Source organism: Paracoccus sp. S1E-3, from assembly GCF_013868135.1.
Classification (GTDB): domain Bacteria; phylum Pseudomonadota; class Alphaproteobacteria; order Rhodobacterales; family Rhodobacteraceae; genus Paracoccus.
Window position 1 is genome coordinate 1 of record NZ_JACEMU010000011.1, and the last position, 15,815, is coordinate 15,815.

At 67.3% G+C, this 15,815-nt stretch carries 15 protein-coding genes and 2 pseudogenes; 7 read left to right on the forward strand and 10 right to left on the reverse strand.

All coding sequences use genetic code 11. The annotated features are described in order from the left end of the window. Nucleotides 1–158: 158 nt before the first annotated feature. Nucleotides 159–916 (forward strand): IS5-like element ISPso2 family transposase gene (locus tag H1S04_RS12680; RefSeq protein WP_101754952.1). Its coding sequence is split into 2 segments (ribosomal slippage): nucleotides 159–483 and nucleotides 483–916, totalling 759 coding nucleotides; the frame shifts between segments, so codons are not numbered across the junction. A 9-nt stretch (nucleotides 917–925) separates the two neighbouring features. On the opposite strand, the gene H1S04_RS12685 is transcribed toward H1S04_RS12680, so the two are convergent. The 7 genes from H1S04_RS12685 to fni form a co-directional block, all read right to left on the reverse strand. Continuing rightward, the gene (locus tag H1S04_RS12685) at nucleotides 926–1,843 is read right to left on the reverse strand and encodes a phytoene/squalene synthase family protein (protein ID WP_181745922.1); all 918 of its coding nucleotides are present in this window, start codon (nucleotides 1,841–1,843) and stop codon (nucleotides 926–928) included. Further along, the gene (locus H1S04_RS12690; RefSeq protein ID WP_181745923.1) at nucleotides 1,840–3,345 is read right to left on the reverse strand and encodes a phytoene desaturase; all 1,506 of its coding nucleotides are present in this window, start codon (nucleotides 3,343–3,345) and stop codon (nucleotides 1,840–1,842) included. The genes H1S04_RS12685 and H1S04_RS12690 overlap by 4 nt, the downstream gene beginning before the upstream one ends. Then, nucleotides 3,342–4,508 carry a lycopene beta-cyclase CrtY gene (gene crtY / locus H1S04_RS12695; protein WP_181745924.1) on the reverse strand — a complete coding sequence of 389 codons (1,167 nt, stop codon included), beginning with the start codon at nucleotides 4,506–4,508 and terminating at the stop codon, nucleotides 3,342–3,344. Before crtY ends, H1S04_RS12690 begins: the two co-directional genes overlap by 4 nt. Then, entirely contained in the window at nucleotides 4,505–5,638 is a 1,134-nt protein-coding gene (locus tag H1S04_RS12700) for a glycosyltransferase (RefSeq protein ID WP_181745925.1), read from the reverse strand. Before H1S04_RS12700 ends, crtY begins: the two co-directional genes overlap by 4 nt. Before the next feature lie 98 nt (nucleotides 5,639–5,736). Next, the gene (locus H1S04_RS12705) at nucleotides 5,737–6,258 is read right to left on the reverse strand and encodes a sterol desaturase family protein (RefSeq protein WP_181745926.1); all 522 of its coding nucleotides are present in this window, start codon (nucleotides 6,256–6,258) and stop codon (nucleotides 5,737–5,739) included. Beyond that, nucleotides 6,255–6,974 (reverse strand): fatty acid desaturase, encoded by a 720-nt coding sequence (locus tag H1S04_RS12710; RefSeq protein ID WP_181745927.1) that lies wholly within the window; start codon nucleotides 6,972–6,974, stop codon nucleotides 6,255–6,257. Before H1S04_RS12710 ends, H1S04_RS12705 begins: the two co-directional genes overlap by 4 nt. A gap of 39 nt (nucleotides 6,975–7,013) precedes the next feature. After that, nucleotides 7,014–8,069, reverse strand: coding sequence for a type 2 isopentenyl-diphosphate Delta-isomerase (fni, locus tag H1S04_RS12715; RefSeq protein WP_181745928.1), 1,056 nt, complete (start codon nucleotides 8,067–8,069; stop codon nucleotides 7,014–7,016). A gap of 53 nt (nucleotides 8,070–8,122) precedes the next feature. Here fni and H1S04_RS12720 point away from each other — a divergent pair. Beyond that, nucleotides 8,123–8,785: pseudogene (locus tag H1S04_RS12720) on the forward strand (SDR family NAD(P)-dependent oxidoreductase). A 12-nt stretch (nucleotides 8,786–8,797) separates the two neighbouring features. Here the strand turns inward: H1S04_RS12720 and H1S04_RS12725 are convergent. Continuing rightward, nucleotides 8,798–9,490, reverse strand: a complete 693-nt coding sequence (locus H1S04_RS12725; RefSeq protein ID WP_181745929.1) for a tryptophan-rich sensory protein — start codon at nucleotides 9,488–9,490, stop codon at nucleotides 8,798–8,800. Between the two features lie 101 nt (nucleotides 9,491–9,591). Here H1S04_RS12725 and H1S04_RS12730 point away from each other — a divergent pair, with 101 nt between their 5' ends. The 5 genes and pseudogenes from H1S04_RS12730 to H1S04_RS12745 all read left to right on the forward strand — a co-directional run bounded on the left by H1S04_RS12730 (nucleotide 9,592) and on the right by H1S04_RS12745 (nucleotide 12,107). Then, entirely contained in the window at nucleotides 9,592–10,509 is a 918-nt protein-coding gene (locus H1S04_RS12730; RefSeq protein WP_181745930.1) for a polyprenyl synthetase family protein, read from the forward strand. 104 nt (nucleotides 10,510–10,613) lie between these two features. Then, nucleotides 10,614–11,012 (forward strand): hypothetical protein, encoded by a 399-nt coding sequence (locus tag H1S04_RS12735; RefSeq protein WP_181745931.1) that lies wholly within the window; start codon nucleotides 10,614–10,616, stop codon nucleotides 11,010–11,012. Nucleotides 11,013–11,073: 61 nt separating this feature from the next. Beyond that, nucleotides 11,074–11,211 (forward strand): annotated as a pseudogene (locus tag H1S04_RS18780) (transposase); the annotation flags it as partial. Next, nucleotides 11,178–11,795 (forward strand): IS5 family transposase, encoded by a 618-nt coding sequence (locus tag H1S04_RS12740; protein ID WP_298948992.1) that lies wholly within the window; start codon nucleotides 11,178–11,180, stop codon nucleotides 11,793–11,795. The pseudogene H1S04_RS18780 and the gene H1S04_RS12740, both read left to right, overlap by 34 nt. Nucleotides 11,796–11,819: 24 nt before the next feature. Continuing rightward, nucleotides 11,820–12,107 (forward strand): TetR/AcrR family transcriptional regulator C-terminal domain-containing protein, encoded by a 288-nt coding sequence (locus H1S04_RS12745; RefSeq protein ID WP_255435608.1) that lies wholly within the window; start codon nucleotides 11,820–11,822, stop codon nucleotides 12,105–12,107. A gap of 183 nt (nucleotides 12,108–12,290) precedes the next feature. On the opposite strand, the gene H1S04_RS12750 is transcribed toward H1S04_RS12745, so the two are convergent. Both H1S04_RS12750 and H1S04_RS18530 read right to left on the reverse strand, forming a co-directional pair. After that, entirely contained in the window at nucleotides 12,291–14,714 is a 2,424-nt protein-coding gene (locus H1S04_RS12750; RefSeq protein ID WP_181745934.1) for a glycosyltransferase family 4 protein, read from the reverse strand. Continuing rightward, nucleotides 14,707–15,708 (reverse strand): zinc-binding alcohol dehydrogenase, encoded by a 1,002-nt coding sequence (locus tag H1S04_RS18530; RefSeq protein ID WP_220185227.1) that lies wholly within the window; start codon nucleotides 15,706–15,708, stop codon nucleotides 14,707–14,709. Before H1S04_RS18530 ends, H1S04_RS12750 begins: the two co-directional genes overlap by 8 nt. Nucleotides 15,709–15,815: the final 107 nt, after the last annotated feature.

Here is a 15,815-nt window from a genome sequence, read left to right on the forward strand (position 1 = left end):
CGGCTTATATTATCGCTTGGTCGATGTGGCGAAGGGCTCATCAAGCCGCAGCAAGGCAGGCACACCTTCGAAGAAACGTGCAACTGTAATGCTAGGGTCAGGATGCATTGATTTCTGTTTCGCTGCGTGATTCACGCCTCCGAAAACGGAGCGGTGACATGAGCGATCTCTTCTGGCTGACCGACGCGCAGATGGCGCGCCTGGCTCCCTTCTTTCCCAGGTCGCACGGGAAGCCCCGGGTTGATGACAGACGGGTGCTGAGCGGGATTATTTTCATCAATCGCAATGGCTTGCGTTGGCGCGATGCGCCCGCCGCGTATGGCCCACATAAGACGCTCTACAGCCGGTGGAAGCGTTGGAGCGAAAAGGGCATCTTCGCGCGGATGATGGCCGGGCTGGCGGCGGAACACGGCGAGAAAACGACCGTGATGATCGACGCAACATACCTCAAGGCCCATCGAACGGCGACCAGCATGGCCGCCAAAAAGGGGGGCGTGGTCGCCTGATCGGTCGAACCAAAGGCGGTATGAACACCAAGCTGCACGCCATCTGCGACAGTCAGGGGCGACCGATCGACCTGTTCGTCACCGCTGGACAGGTCAGCGATTATATCGGCGCTCGTGCCCTGCTGAGTGGCCTGCCAAACGTCAAATGGCTACTCGGGGATCGTGGCTATGACGCTGACTGGTTCAGAGAAGCGTTGCAGGACAAGGGGATACGTGCCTGCATCCCAGGCCGGAAGAAACGCAAGACGCCGATCAAATACGATAAGCGGAGATACAAGCGGCGTAACCGCATCGAGATCATGTTCGGCAGGCTCAAGGACTGGAGGCGCGTCGCGACCCGCTATGACCGATGCCCCAAGGTGTTCCTCTCAGCCATCGCCCTCGCGGCTCTCGTCATCTATTGGTTATGAATCCTGACCCTAAGGTCGGCGAAAAAGCGATGATCCACACTCGGCCCGCGACACGGACGCGCGCGACCTGAAGGCATCCACTCCACCAATGAACGCCATGATGAGCTTTGCGGAACCGCTGGTGCCTGCTCTTGTTGCCATGACAGCCGGGCCGCCACGGCGAATCTTGATCCCGATTTGCCGGTATATCCGCAGCGCAGAAGCAATCGACCAGGCGGCGCGCAGCGGCAATGCTGGCAGACCCTGCCAGGCCGAGGCATAGTAAGGTTCGGCCAGGTCCAGCAGACGCAGAACCACGGCATGAAGCTCGGGCGACGGCGCCGTTGCGGCGGTCAGCGGCGGCATGCCGGTCAGCCACTCGGACGGAAGATAGACCCGGCCGATCGCGGCGTCATCCAGCACGTCGCGGGCGATGTTGGTCAGCTGGAACGCGATCCCCAGATCGCAGGCCCGGTCGAGCGCTTGCGGGTCGTGCACGCCCATCACCCGCGCCATCATCACCCCCACGATGCCCGCGACGTGATAGGCGTAGTCGAGCGTATCCTCAATCGTCTTATAGCTGCGCCCCTCGACGTCCATTGCAAAGCCGTCGATCAGCGTCAGCGGCCAGTCGGCCGGAAAGTCGTGCCGCCGGGCCACGCGGCGCAGCGCCGCGAATGCTGGCGACATCGGGTCGTCGCTGTTCAGCGCGCGCAGCGTGTCGGCGCGTAGCGCGGCGAGCCGGCCGGCGGGGTTGTCCACCAGTTCGGGTGCCGATCCCAAGGCCTGCCCGTCGATCACGTCGTCTGCATGTCGGCACCACGCGTACAGCATGACCACATCATCACGGATCGCGCGCGGCATCAGCTTTGCCGCTGCGGCAAAGCTTTGCGAACCCGCGGCAATTGCGACCTCGGATTCGCGTATCGGTGGGGCAGGGGAAGTCATGCGAGGGCCCCGGCGAGGCCCGCATCGGCCAGCATGACCTCGGCGGTCGCCTTGGCCGATCCGACGACGCCGGGGATGCCGGCTCCCGGATGGGTGCCGGCGCCGACGATATAAAGGTTGCGGATCGCCCGGTCGCGGTTATGCGGACGAAACCACGCTGACTGCGCGAGGATTGGCTCGACCGAAAAGGCGCTGCCGTGATGTGCGTTCAGTTCGCCCGCGAAATCGGCGGGCGAAAAGATTCGCCGCGTTCGCAGGCTGGCCCTCAGGCCGGGGATCAGCCGCTGTTCCAGCGCCGCCAGGATGCGGTCGGCATAGGCCGGGCCGTCCGCGGCCCAGTCCACCGCAGCGCGGCCGAGATGGGGAACCGGCGCCAGCACGTAATGCGTGGACATGCCCGGCGGTGCCATCGAGGGGTCGGTGACGCTGGGGCTGTGCAGGTACAGCGAGAAATCCTCAGGAAGGGCAGGGCCGCGGAAGATATCGCTGACCAACTCGCGGTAGCGGGGGCCGAAGAGTACGGTGTGATGGGCGAGGCCCTCGGGCAGATGGTCCAGCCCGAAATGCAGTACGAACAGCGACATGGACCAGCGCTGACGGTCCAGGATGGCCGACTTGACCCGGCCGCGCCGGGTGCCCGCCAGCAGGTCGCGATAGGTGTGCATGACGTCGGCGTTGCTCGCGACCATGTCCGCCGCCAGCCGCTCGCCCGCGGCGAGGACGACGCCGGTGGCGCGCGCGCCGTCCGTCTCGATCCGCGCAACAGCCGCGTTCAGCCGCAGCGTGCCGCCCAGCCGTTCGAACAGCGCCACCATGCCCGACACGAGCCGGTTGGTGCCGCCCTGCGCGAACCAGACCCCGCCGCGGCGTTCCAGCGCGTGGATCAGCGCATAGATCGCCGAGGTCGAGAACGGGTTGCCGCCGACCAGGAGGGTGTGGAACGAAAACGCCTGCCGCAGATGCGGATCGCGGATGAAACGGGCAACAAGGCTGTGGACCGAGCGATAGGCTTCCAGTTTTACCAGCGCCGGGGCCGCCTGCAGCATCTGCCGGAAGTTCAGGAACGGCACGGTCCCCAGCCGCAAATAGCCTTCCTGATAGACCGCCTCGGCGTAATCGTGGAACCGGCGATAGCCCGCGACGTCAGCGGGGTCGAAGGCGGCGATCTGCGCTTCCAACCCGGCGCTGTCGCCGACATAGTCGAACTGGCGCCCGTCATCCCATAGCAGGCGATAGAAGGGCGACACCGGCAACAGCGTCACATCACGCGCCATGTCCTGCCCGCTAAGCGCCCACAGCGCCCGCAGGCTGTCCGGATCGGTGATGACGGTCGGGCCGGCGTCGAAGACATGGCCCTGGTCGTGCCAGACATAGGCCCGCCCGCCGGGCCGGTCGCGCGCCTCAAGCAGCGTGGTCGCGATGCCCGCCGATTGCAGCCGGATCGCCAGCGCCAGCCCCCCGAAACCCGATCCGATGACAAGGGCGGTACGAGTGACTGTCATGCGGTTTCCTTCAGCAGCGGGGCTTCGCGCAGGCAGGGCAGGGCGTCGCGCACCGGGATCGGCGGCTTGCCGGTGACAATCCGCAGCCGGTCGAGCGGGGTCAGCCGGCCCGCGTAGAAGCGTTCGATCAGCGCCTCGGGCAGGCGGTAGAAGCGCGACAAGACGTGGTGCCGCTGCGCGGGCGGACAGCCGCGGAACAGCATGCGGTTCAGCAGGCGCAGGAAACTGTCCGCGCGCGCCTTCGCCAGCGCCAGATCGCGAACGGCGGCGAACGCGGTGGCGCTGTCCAGCGGGTCACACGCGGCGATGGTGTCGGCGACGCGCGCCGCGACGGGCAGGGAATAGCCCGTGACCGGATGGAACAGCCCCGCGCCCAGCCCGACCGGCACAGCGCCGCCAGCGGCTTCGGCCCAGAAGGCGGGCGCATCATGGGCCAGCGCGATTGGCAGCACGCCGCGCTCGCGCCGGATCTCGGTGCCGTGCCAGCCATGGGCTGCGGCATAGACCCCGATCGCAGTGGCCAGCGCGTCGTCATCCATCGCGGCGCCGTCGCTATAGCGCGTATCCTCAATCAGCAGACGGGTCGGGGTAAAGGGCAGCAGGTAGACAAAGCGATAGCCGTCCAGCTGCGCGACGGTCGCATCCATGATCAGCGGGCGCTGGATACCGTGGGGGCGGTCCGTCTCGATCTCGAGGCCGACGAATTTCTGGAATCCGGTGACGAGATGCGGCGTGGTCCGCGCGCCGCGCGCATCGACGACGCAGGGGGCAGTCAGCCGCCGGCCGCCGGCAAGGGCGATCCCGCCTGCGTCGACCTGCGACACCTGATGTTCCCAGATAACGCGCGCGCCCGCATCCGTGACGAGGCGGGCCAGCCCCGTTCCGCCCAGCGAGGCGTAACCGGCGCGCAGGCGACGGGCATGGTCGGGAAAGCGCACCTCCTGACCCTTCCAGCGGGCCCGCAGAGCGGGGTCGAGCCTTTGGTGCCAGACGGGCGTCAGGTCGGGATCGTGGAACGACCATGTATGGGCGTCGGACGGTCCCTCGGCCGCGTCGATCAGCGTGATCTGCAGGCCGGGCCGCGCCGCGGCGCAGGCCAGCGCCACCAGCGATCCGGCCAAGCCGGCGCCGGCGATCAGCAGATCGGCGTCGGCCCGGCTCATGCGACCGCGCCCATCGATTGGGCGGTCGGGACGTTTGCGGACAGCATCCGCTCGACCAGATCAGCCGCCCGGCCCACGCCGCCAGCGGCAGAAAGCGCTGTTGCGCGATCAGACAGTGCCGCCCGCATGGCGACATCGGCCAGCACCTCTTGCAGCGCCGCCCGCAAGTGATCCGCTGTTGCGCGACGGGGCGCCACGACGCGGGCCACGCCGTGATGCGCCAGCCGCGCGGCGGTGGCTGGTTGTTCGAATGCCAGCGGCACGGCCAGCATCGGCACCCGTGCGGCAACGCAATCCAAGGCGGTGTTCATCCCGGCATGGGTAACGCAGGCTGCCGCCCGTGCCAGCACCGCCTGCTGGGGCCACAGCACGCGGGCTTCGGGCCGGCCGGGCAGGGCGCGCACCTGCGCGTCAGTCAGCCCGCCGGCATGGGCCAGCAGCAGCCGCACGCCTGTCCCTTCAACCGCGCTGGCGATGGCGCCCAGCAGGTGCCGCCGTCCCCCTTGCAGCGTCCCGAGCGAGGCAAAAACGATGGGCCGGCCGTCGGGTTCGATATCCAATGTTTCGTCGCCACCATCCCTCAGCGGTCCGACCGGCGCGGCGCCCGCGGCCAGCTCATGCGGGAAATCCAGCTCCGGGACCATCTGGCGCAGGTCCAGATCAGACGAGATCCAGTCGCTGATCCGGTCCCGCCGAGGCAGGCCGTGATCCCGGCAGCCCTTGGCCAGCGCCCGCGATTGCAGCATCATCAGCGCGTCCGCGACGCGCCAGCCGCCGCGATTGCGGCGCATCCCTGACTCGCCATCCTGATACGGCCAATCGACAAAGGGCGGGGGGATCGCATCGTCTCGGTCCATCGGCAGGGCCGAGGCCAGCGTCGCGCTCGGCAGGCCTGCGGCCTCGGCAGCCAGCGAAGCGCCCGGCTCGGCCTGATCGGCAATGACAAGATCCGGGGCCGCCCGACCCAGAAGGTCCGGCCCACACCGCACCCACAAAGCGGTGGCCTGCGCAGTTGCCAATAGCGTCCGGACCAGCCCCGCGCCATGCAGATCCGGCTCGGACCCGCCGAGGGCGAGATGCGGCAGCCGCTCGCGGGCAGCCAGCGGGGCAAACCCGGTGCTGCCGACCATCGTGACCCGATGCCCGCGAGACGCCAGCGCCCGACCGAGCGTACCGTGGACGGCAGCATGGCTAGGCAGCGCGGGCAAGCAAAGGACGATATGTGCCATCAGGCTTCGTCTCGTTCCGGGTGCCAGGCGTCGCGATGCTGCGACTGCCGCCGCGCCAGCACCCCGGAGGCCTTGAGCCGCGCCTTGAGATCATCGACCGGCGGCGCATAAACGAAGCCGAAGCTGACGCAATCGTCGCGGCCCTCGACCGCGTGATGCAGCCGGTGCGCCTGATAGAGGCGGCGGGCATAGCCGCGCTTGGGCACCGCGCGGAATGGCCAGCGCTGGTGGACCAGACCGTCATGGACGACGAAGTAGATTACGCCATAGACGCTCATCCCCACCGCGATCCACCACAGCGGCGGCCACCACCGGCTTCCCAGCGCGAAGAGCGTGATCGCCAGTCCCGAAAAGACGACGGCGTAGAGATCGTTCTTCTCAAAAATCCCAGTATGGTCGTGGTCGTGATGCGACTTGTGCCAGCCCCAGCCCAAGGTTCCGTGCATGATCCAGCGGTGGACGGAATAGGCCACGCCCTCCATCACCGCGACGGTTGCCAGCACGATCAGCAGCGCAATCATGAGCGCCCCTCGCGGGTGCGGGGCAGCGCCCACCACGGCACCGAGGGGTGCAGGTGGTGTTCGTGGTGATAGCCGCCAAAATGATAGCAGGTCAGCAGCGACAGAGGGTCGGCGAGCCGCGTTGACCGGGCCCTGTGGCGGTCGGGGAAGGGCGCGCTGTCCTCACGATGCGGCAGCCAGGTGCCGAAGACGAAGAGCTGGACCGAGGCCAGCAGCGACGGCACCGCCCAGAACGCCACATAGGGCCAGCGCGACCCCAGTAGCAGCGCATAGAGGATCACCGCCCCGCCTAGGACGAAGAACTCGCGCCAGCCGAAATAGGTGCGGACGAAATCGACATACCATGCCACGACCCCGCGCCGGCCATGCCCGAAGTCCGGGTCGTTGTCGGACCCCGGATGGCGATGATGCGCCATGTGGTTGACGATCAGCTTGCGCCACGAAAACCCGGCATAGAGCATCAGCGCGATACGGCCGATTGCAGCGTTGAACGCGGGACGCCCCGGAAATACGGCACCGTGCATCGCGTCATGGGCGACGATAAAAAGGCCGACCGACAGCCAGATCAGGCCGGCTAGGCTCGCGATTGCCAATAATGGTCGAGCACCCGCGTCGAGGTACCAGACAGCATAGATGTGCAGCGCAATCCAGCCGCCCGCGATCAGCGCCGCAAGGGCGAGGCTGGGCAGCGCAGAGGGGCGGGTCGGCGGAGCCATGGCGGACATTCCGGGCTAACGTGGCACACATGCACCAACCTAAGCACTCTTGGGCGCGGATGCCAGCCATGGCGGCGGGTCGAGCAGCGCCGCGCGGCGCAATGCCGCGAGGTCGGCTGAGCCGGTGCAGAACATCGCGATCCTCAGCTGGCCGATGACTGTCTGCAGATGCGCGGCAAGCGCCTCGGTGCTATCGCGCGCGGAGGGCAGGGCGCCAGCGGCCTGACCGGCCAGATGCGCGCCCAGCCGGATGGCGCGCGCGACGTCCAGACCGTGACGTACCCCGCCCGAGGCGACCAGCACCCGGTTATCGGGCACCAGCGAAGCAAGGTCCGCGACCGCCCGCGCCGTGGGAATACCCCAGTCGAAGAACGGCGCTGCAAGATCGTGCAACGCCGGGCCGCCACGTGCCGCCTCGACTCTCGCCCAGCTCGTGCCGCCGACCCCGGCCACATCGAGGATCGTGACATCCGCATCGAGCAGTCGGCTCCCGACCTCGGCCGACAGGCCCGCGCCGACCTCCTTGACGCCCAAAGGCACCGGCAAGGCCTCGGCCAGCGCAGTAATCCGGTCGAGAATTCCTGCGAAATTGCGGTCTCCGCCAGGTTGGATCGCCTCCTGCAAAGGATTGAGATGCAGGATCAGGGCGTCGGCCTCGATCATGTCGACGGCGCGGCGAGCCTCGTCCAAGCCAAAGCCGGTGTTAAGCTGCACCGCACCCAGATTGCCGAGGATCGGCACCGTGCCGGCCCGGGCGCGCAGTCCGGACAGCCCGGCATCGCCCCGCCCCTCGATCGCAATGCGCTGGCTGCCGACCGCGAGCGGCAATCCCAGTTCCTCGCATGCCTCGGCAATCCGGGCGTTGATCGCCCCCGCTTCGGCAGGCCCGCCGGTCATTGCCGAGACCATCAGGGGCGCGGCAATCTGGCGGCCTAGCACCGTCGTGCCTGTGTCGATGGCGTCGAAATCCAGTTCCGGCAGGGCGACGTGGGCAAAGCGGATCGCGTCGAAGCCGGTCGTCGTGCCATCCTGCCGGCCCCGCCCTTCACCGACGATGGTCAGATGCTCGGACTTGCGGGCCGATATGTCGGTCATTTCCCGGCGCTCCGGGCGTCGTTACAATGGACGGGAGCGGCAGGGGGAGCGGTATGAGAGCGCTGGTGCTGGGAGACAGCGGCGGAATCGGGGCGGCAATCGCGGCCGAATTGCGAGACCGCGGCGCCGAGGTCGTTGGCTGCAGCCGTCGCGACGGGCTGGACCTGACCGACGAGGGAACCGTCTCGGCGACCGCATCCGTCCTGGCCGGTCAGAGCTTTGAGTTGATTTTCAACGCGACCGGCGCGCTGTAGATCGGCGACGCCGCGCCGGAAAAGACCATCTTCGCGCTGGACACGGCGGTCATGGCGGCGCAGTTCGCGCTGAACGCGACGGGGGTGGCGCTGGCGCTGAAGCATTTCGCGCCCCTGCTGCGGCGCGACGGCCGCGCGGTCTTCGCCTCGCTCTCGGCGCGGCTGGGGTCCATCGGCGACAATCGGCTGGGCGGATGGATCAGCTATCGCGCGGCAAAGGCGGCGCAGAACCAGATCATCCGCACCGCGGCCATTGAGATAGCCCGCCAGCGCCCCTGGGCCATCGTGGTGGCGCTGCATCCTGGCACGGTCGACACCGCACTGACCGCCCCCTATCGCGGCCGCAACCCAGCGATCACCGCAGCGCGATCGGCGGCTGCGCTGCTGGCGGTGATGGACCGGCTGACGCCGGCCGACACCGGCGGCTTCTTTGACTGGAGGGGCGAGCCCGTCGCTTGGTAGGGGACGACGCATCTATCGCGCCCGCTGCCAGACCAGCGTGCCCAGCATCAGGGCCATTCCGGCGCCGGCCATGATCGCCACCGGGCCGGATCCACCTGTGGCGTTGTCGACCATGATTCCGAACAACGCCCAAGCCACGGCCAGCGCATAGCTCGGCGTGTCCGGACGGCGCGCTTGGACGGCAACCGCGGTGATCAGCACGAAGGGCAACATGACCAGCGCCGCAGTCTGGGCGCCGAGCAGGCCGTACCCACTGAGCAGCACCCCGATCGCGACGCCTGTCGCGGCGGTCAGCCAGCCGGCATAGAGCCCCACCGGCGACCGCTGCCAGAGCGAATCGTCTTGCCCTGCACGCAGCAATGCCAGGACGGCGCCCACCAGCATGACCCCGATCATCAACGTGGCAAGCGGCGGGGACCAGTTCGCCGCCGCAATCCAGAAGACCCCCACCCCTAGACTGGCCGCAAGCGGCGCGCGCATGGGCAACCAGTCGGGCGAGCGGCGCGCGCGCCAGACCCCGTAGACGCTACCGGCGATGAGCCAGGCATAGATAAGGCCCCAGATCGAGAACGCCCAGCCCGCGGGTTCAATCGGCCAATCGGAGTTCACGACCGGAAACTGGTCTGGGGTGAACCCGTTAAAGCCGTCGCTGGCGAGGGGCGACAGGGCGAAGAGAATGCAAAGCAGCAGGATCGCAACCGCCATCAGCGGTGCCGGCCTTTTTCCGGGCAGATCGGCCTTGCCTCGAGTCGATTGAGTTCCATAACCTCTTCCAGTCGTTTACTTTGCGACATACTATGCCCTGAATGAGCGAATTTATTCAAGTTGGGATTGACGGTGGTTGGATACCGGATGCAGGACGCGATGCAGCGGCCCTGCGCGAGCTGGTCAACCGTCGCCTAACAGCGATCGCATCGAAGTTTTCCGGGCACGCCCCTGCATTGGGGGCCGCGATGTCCGAGGCCGTGCTGGCTCCCGGGAAGCGCTTCCGGGCAACGCTGATGCTGATGACGGCCGAGGCAAACGGGGGCGTTTCGGCCGCCGTCCTTGACGCGGCCGCGGCGGTTGAGATCGTTCATGCCGCCTCGCTGATCATCGACGATCTTCCAGCAATGGACAACGCGACGTTGCGGCGCGGCCGCCCCAGCACGCATCTGGCCCAAGGCGAAAGTCGCGCGATCCTTGCTGGTATCGCCCTGGTGGCCGAAGGTTTCCGGCTGCTCTCAAACCTGCCGGAATGCGACGCCGGCTGCCGCGCCCGCGCCGTGACCATCATGGCCGAGGGGATCGGCCATACCGGGTTGTGTGCCGGGCAGGAACTGGACCTCCATGCCCCCAAGACCATGGAGTCCGTGGCACGCGAGCAAGATCTGAAAACCGGCGCCTTGTTTTCGGCAGGTTTTGACATCGTCGCGGCGCTTCATGGTATGGATACGGAGGGTTCGGCCGCGCTCTCTGGACTGGCTAGACAGCTTGGCCGGGTATTCCAGGCCTATGATGATCTGCGTGACGTCGTTGGCTCAGGGGAATCCCTCGGCAAGGATCAGGGACTGGACAGCATGTTCCTCAGAAAGGGGCTACTGTCTGTATCCCGGCAAGCTGACACATTAAGTTATTACCATACACTGCGGAATGATCTCGCCGCGGCACTCAATAAGCTGCAGTTCGACTCAAGGAACCTTTCGAACTACATCTTTACCGTTTTACCAATTCACAACGGGTAGGCCCGCGTCGTGTGCAAGCATGGGGTCGGTGGACGCCCAGGGCTAGGAAATGGTAACGCAGCACATGTTATGTCTACGAACTGCAAGAGACTTTCTATCGGATCATGAGACGCCATGGCACCCGCAACGCGGGCTACGAACAAAGACGCGCCGAATTGCTAGACCGGATTACAGAACGGTTGTGCGATCGCGAAGTCGGTTGGCCTACGCTTCGCGAACTTGCTGCGGCGGCGGGCTGCAGCGTCTCGACCCTCAAACATTATTTCGGACGCCGTGACCAGATCGTCGCCGCTGCCCTGCACAGGGTGGCCGCCCAGCATGTTGCTTGGCGCGAACGCACGCGTCTGCCGCAAGGCGAATTCGTCGAGTCCATTCACGGTGCAGCCGAAACAGCAACCGAAGCATTGTATAGTCCATTTATCTCGCGACTCGTCGCGATGGGCTTTGTCGAAGCCCTAGGGTCAGGACCCATAAACCTGTTTGAGGTTGCGCGGGCTACATGATTCAAGCTCCCAAAGATGGGGGCATGAGATGAGCGAGCACTTCTGGCTGACCGAGGCGCAGATGGATCGGTTGCGGCCGTTCTTTCCGAGATCCCGAGGCAAGCCGCGCGTGGATGACCGGCGGGTGTTGAGCGGGATCATCTACGTCAAGAAGAATGGGCTGCAGTGGAAGGACGCTCCTGGCGTCTACGGGCCGCCGAAGACGCTCTACAACCGGTTCGTACGCTGGTCGCGCCTGGGTGTGTTTGCCCGGATCTTTGTCGAGCTTGCACGCCCGGGGCCGGATGGCGATGTCATCATGATCGACAGCACGCACCTCAAGGCTCACCGGACGGCGGCAAGCCTCTCAAAAGGGGGACTCGGCCGCGGGCCATCGGGCGGACCAAAGGCGGCCTGAACTCGAAGCTGCATATGATATGCGACGGGCTGGGGCGGCCGCTGACCTTCTTCCTGTCACCCGGACAGATGAGCGACGCCAAAGGTGCGCTGGCCCTGCTGCGTGATCTGCCTCCCGCCAGGACGCTGTTGGCCGACAAAGGCTATGACGCCGACTGGTTCCGTCAGGCGCTTGAGGACAGGGGGATCGCAGCTTGCATCCCGGCCCGGCGTGGGCGCCGAAACCCTGCCAGCCACGACCGCAAGCTCTACAGGCAGCGCCACCGGATCGAGAACCTCTTTGCCCGTCTCAAGGACTGGCGCCGCATCGCGACCCGCTATGACAGATGCGGCGAGCTCTTCCTCTCCGCCATCTGCATCGCCGCAACCGTCATGTTCTGGTTGTGAGTCCTGACCCTAAGCACCGACCAGTTGGGCCCCACATTTCTTGAAACGATGCTCGATCCGTATATCGAGGCTTTGGCGCAACGTCTTCAGGACCACATTGATCGGGGCGAAATGCGTCCGACTGATACGCGGATGGCAGCAATGTCGCTGATTTCCCCCATCCTGATCGGCGCGCTTCATCAGCGCCGACTGGGCGGTGCGACCTGCAATCCCGTTGACCAGTCACAGCATTGCCACCACGTGGCAGAAAGTTTCATTGCGGCGTATAGAGTTAGACAGCGGGCTGAAGACGACCCCGAGATGGTGAAGTAGCGCCAGGCCGCCATGCGCGTAAAGATCATCCACCCGATGCTTGACAAAGTTGGGTAGCGCTTTGTTAAAATTAAATAATTCTGGACATGCAACTTTGCGTGTCGTGTCGGTCCGGTGCCCACGATGGCAATCATTGTGATCTCCATAAGCTAGCGGAGAGGAAAAGAGCCCAGGACGGCGTGACTATTCAGGTGTTCCACAATCTTCCAGCGTCAGATCGCCCCTTAGCCCCTTTGTCGCTTTGGAAAGGGCGCTGGCCAGAGGTTGATGGATGCATCTCCCGCCCTCGGCAGGGTCCAGGCCGAGCAAGCCGTTGGGACATAACCGGTCGTCGTCCCAGCCAGGGTGGTTGGCGACGGGATAGACACAGATGCCCTCGACCCGCGCGCCCCGACGACGGGCGCGGGCGGTTTCCGCCGCGACATAGTCGAACCACGCCGCGCGGCGGGCGCCTTCGGTCCCGGTCTCGGCGATGACCAGTGGGCGGTCATAGCGGGCCGCGACTTCGATCAGCAGGTCCGAGAGCGGGCGATAGAACGGATGGTCCATGTCGATCGGCTCGGCCCCGTGGATCCACTGGTTGTTGAAGTAGTAGTTTACCCCCACTAGATCGAGCCAACCCTCGCCGCCGCCGATCTGCGGCCAGATCCGGCCAGCGATCAGGTCAAACGCCTGGAACTGGGAATCGTGGTGGCCCTGCGCCTCCCACAGGGGGCGGCCGGTGGCGGGGTTGTGGTGGATGCCGATCAGCGGCTCGGCCATCAGGAAACGCGCGCGCGGGTCGATGGCACGCAGTTCGGCGGCTGCCGCCAGATAGGCGCGGGCCAGCTGCACCTTCAACTCGAACCCCCGCCCGGCTGCGAAGGGGTTGAGATAGCGCGCGTCGCCCGCTGCCCAGGAAAAGAAGCTGATCTCGTTGACCGGGCACCAGAACGGCACGGTGTCGGTCAGGTCGCGCACGTGCTGGCCCACGGCGCGGGCAAAGGCCGCGAAGCGGGTGACGAAGGCCGGCGACCAGATGTCCAGATCGTCCGGCCAGCCGTAATGCAGCAGGTCCCAGACGACCTGCGTGCCGGTGTCGCGGGCGGCCTCGACCATGGGGGTGAGGCTGGCGAAGTCGTAGCGGCCGGGCGCGGGCTCGATCAGGTGCCAGCGGGCGGCGTCGCGGCAGGCGCGGATGCCGAGGCCCGCAAGCTGGCGGTAATCCTGCGCGGCGTGGGTGTCGTGGCCGGTCGCGGCCAGCACGTCCAGTCGCCGCCCATTCCGCAGCCGGTGGGTCGAGCTTTCCCACCCGCCCAGCACGACACTGGCGAAGGTCGAAGGCGGCGGCGCCGGGGCCCGCTCGGCCAGCACGGCGGTGAACAGCCGTTCCCATTGCGGCACCACCACATCGGCCGAGTAGGTCGCGGTGACATGGTCGCGCAGGCCCTCGCCGAGCCGGCGGCGCAGGGCGGGGTCGGCCAGCAGACGGCGGATGGCCGCGGCGACGGCGGGGGGGTCCTCGTGCGGGACGAACAGGCCGGTCTCGCCATCGCGGATCTGTTGCAGGGCGCCATTGTCGGGGGTGGCGATGACCGGCAGGGCGGCGGCGCCGGCCTCGGCGATGACATGCGGCATCCCCTCGCCGCGCGACAGCCAGCAGAACGTGTCCATCGCGGCCAGTAGGTCGGGCACGTCGGTGCGGTCGCCGGTGAAGATGATCCGGTCGCCCAGCGGCGCGGCCATCCGGCGCAGCTCGTTGGCGTAATCGGGCATGAAGGCGTCCGGGCCGCCGACGATCAGGAAGCGGGCCTTCGGTTCCTGCGGCGCGATCAGCAGGGCGGCGGCGATGAAATCCTCGACCCGCTTCTTGCGGTCCAGCCGGCCGACCCAGCCGACCAGCAACTCGTCGGGCGCCACCCCCAGCGCCGCCCGTACGGGCGCGCGGCGGGCCGGGTCGAACTCGGCCAGGTCCACCATGGACGGAATTTCCAGCGCGTCCTGCGGCCGCTCCATCCGCCCCGCCGCCGCCGCACGGATGCTTTCGCAGACGCCGATATAGCGCGCGGTGTGGTGCTTGGGTCCAGCCAGCGCTTCGCTCACCAGCCCGCCATGCTCAATCAGCGGCGGCCGCAGCGCCAGCCGGTCCAGCGCCGGATAGAGGTCGGCCACGTTCTGCGACGAGATCACGATGTCCGCCCCGCTGAGCTTGCGCCGCAGATAGTCGATCGTGTCCTCGAAGCTGAGCGCATAGGCGGTCGTATCGACGTGGACGCCCAGGGCGCGCAGCTGGTCGTGGCTCTGGTCAGGCATCCCCTCCTTGCGGAAGCAGGGCAGAACCTCGATGCGGTAGCGGGTGCGGTCGAGCGTGCGGGCCAGCAGCCGCACCTCGGTTTCCTCGCCGCCCACGACCAACCAGGCGAAGACCCACAAGATGCGGATCTTGCCGGCGTCCGGGTGGGGTTCGGGGATCACCCCCGAGGCCAGCGCCTCGGCCGCCGCGCGGTCGTCCAGCTCGCGCTGGGTCGGCCCGGTCGCGCCGTGGTGCGGCGGCTGCGCATCGCCCGAGGTGGGGACGTCGGTCAGCTGCGCGGCCTCGGGCTCGGTCCGGGGGTGGTGGTCAGTCATGGGCGAAGACGATCTGCAGGAACTCGGGCCGCGCCTCGACCAGGTGGCGCAGGAAGCCCGGCGCCTCGTCATAGGGCACGACATGGGTGATCATGTGATCGCGGATCAGCTCGCCCTCGGCTTCCAGCAGGTGCAGCGTCTCTTGGGCGAGGCGCCGCTGGTCCCAGGCGTGGGCGACGGCGCGCGGCATCCGGTTGATCTGCGCGCAGCGCAAGCTCAGTCCGTTATGGTGGAACTCTTCCCCCAGCCGCAGCCCGTTGGCGCCGCCCTGGTAGAAGGCGAGGTCGATCACCGTCCCCTGCGGCCGGAGCGCCCGCAGGGCGAGGTTCAGGCTGTCGGACCGGGCGCGGGTCTGGAACACGATCTCGGCGCCCCGACCGCCGGCCTTGTGGTGCCAGCGCGCCTTGGCGTGGCGCCAGGCGTCGTCCTCGCCCATCGCCTCGAACCCCATGCGCCGGGCGAGGTCCTGCCGCCAGGGCGAGGGGTCCACGACGACGATCTCGGACGCCCCGCCCGCCCGCGCGAACAGCGCGCAGAACAGACCCACCGTGCCGCCGCCCCAGACGAGGACCGGCCGCCCCGCGACCCCGGCACCGAGGAACGGGACCGCGGCGCCGAACTGCTCGGCGTCGGCGTGCAGGATGCCATTGGCCGCAATCGGACCCATCTGGGCCACGTAGATGCCCAGCATCGGGTCCATGCCCTCGGGCAGCTTCAGCAGCAGGTCGTGGTCGGGATTGGCGGTGTGGCCGGTCTTGTGGCCCCAGCTGGCGCCCACCACGTCGCCCGCAGCGAACCCGTGGGCGCGGCTGTCGCTGACCCGGCCGACCTCCATGTAGCCGAGGAAGTTGACCGGGAACTGCGCCGAGGCCTCGCCGGGGATGAACACCCCGCGCTGATCGTCCCAGCGGGAATGCAGATAGGGGTTGGTGCCCTTCATGAAGGTCAGCTCGGTGCCCGCCGAAAGCCCGGTATACATCAGGTCCAGCCGCACCTGCCCGTCGCCGGCGGGGCCTTCGTCATAGGCGAAGAAGAACGGCTCGCCCGGGCGTTCGATGCCCAGGCTGCGGATGCGGCGGTGCTGGTGGGGCAGGGTCGGGG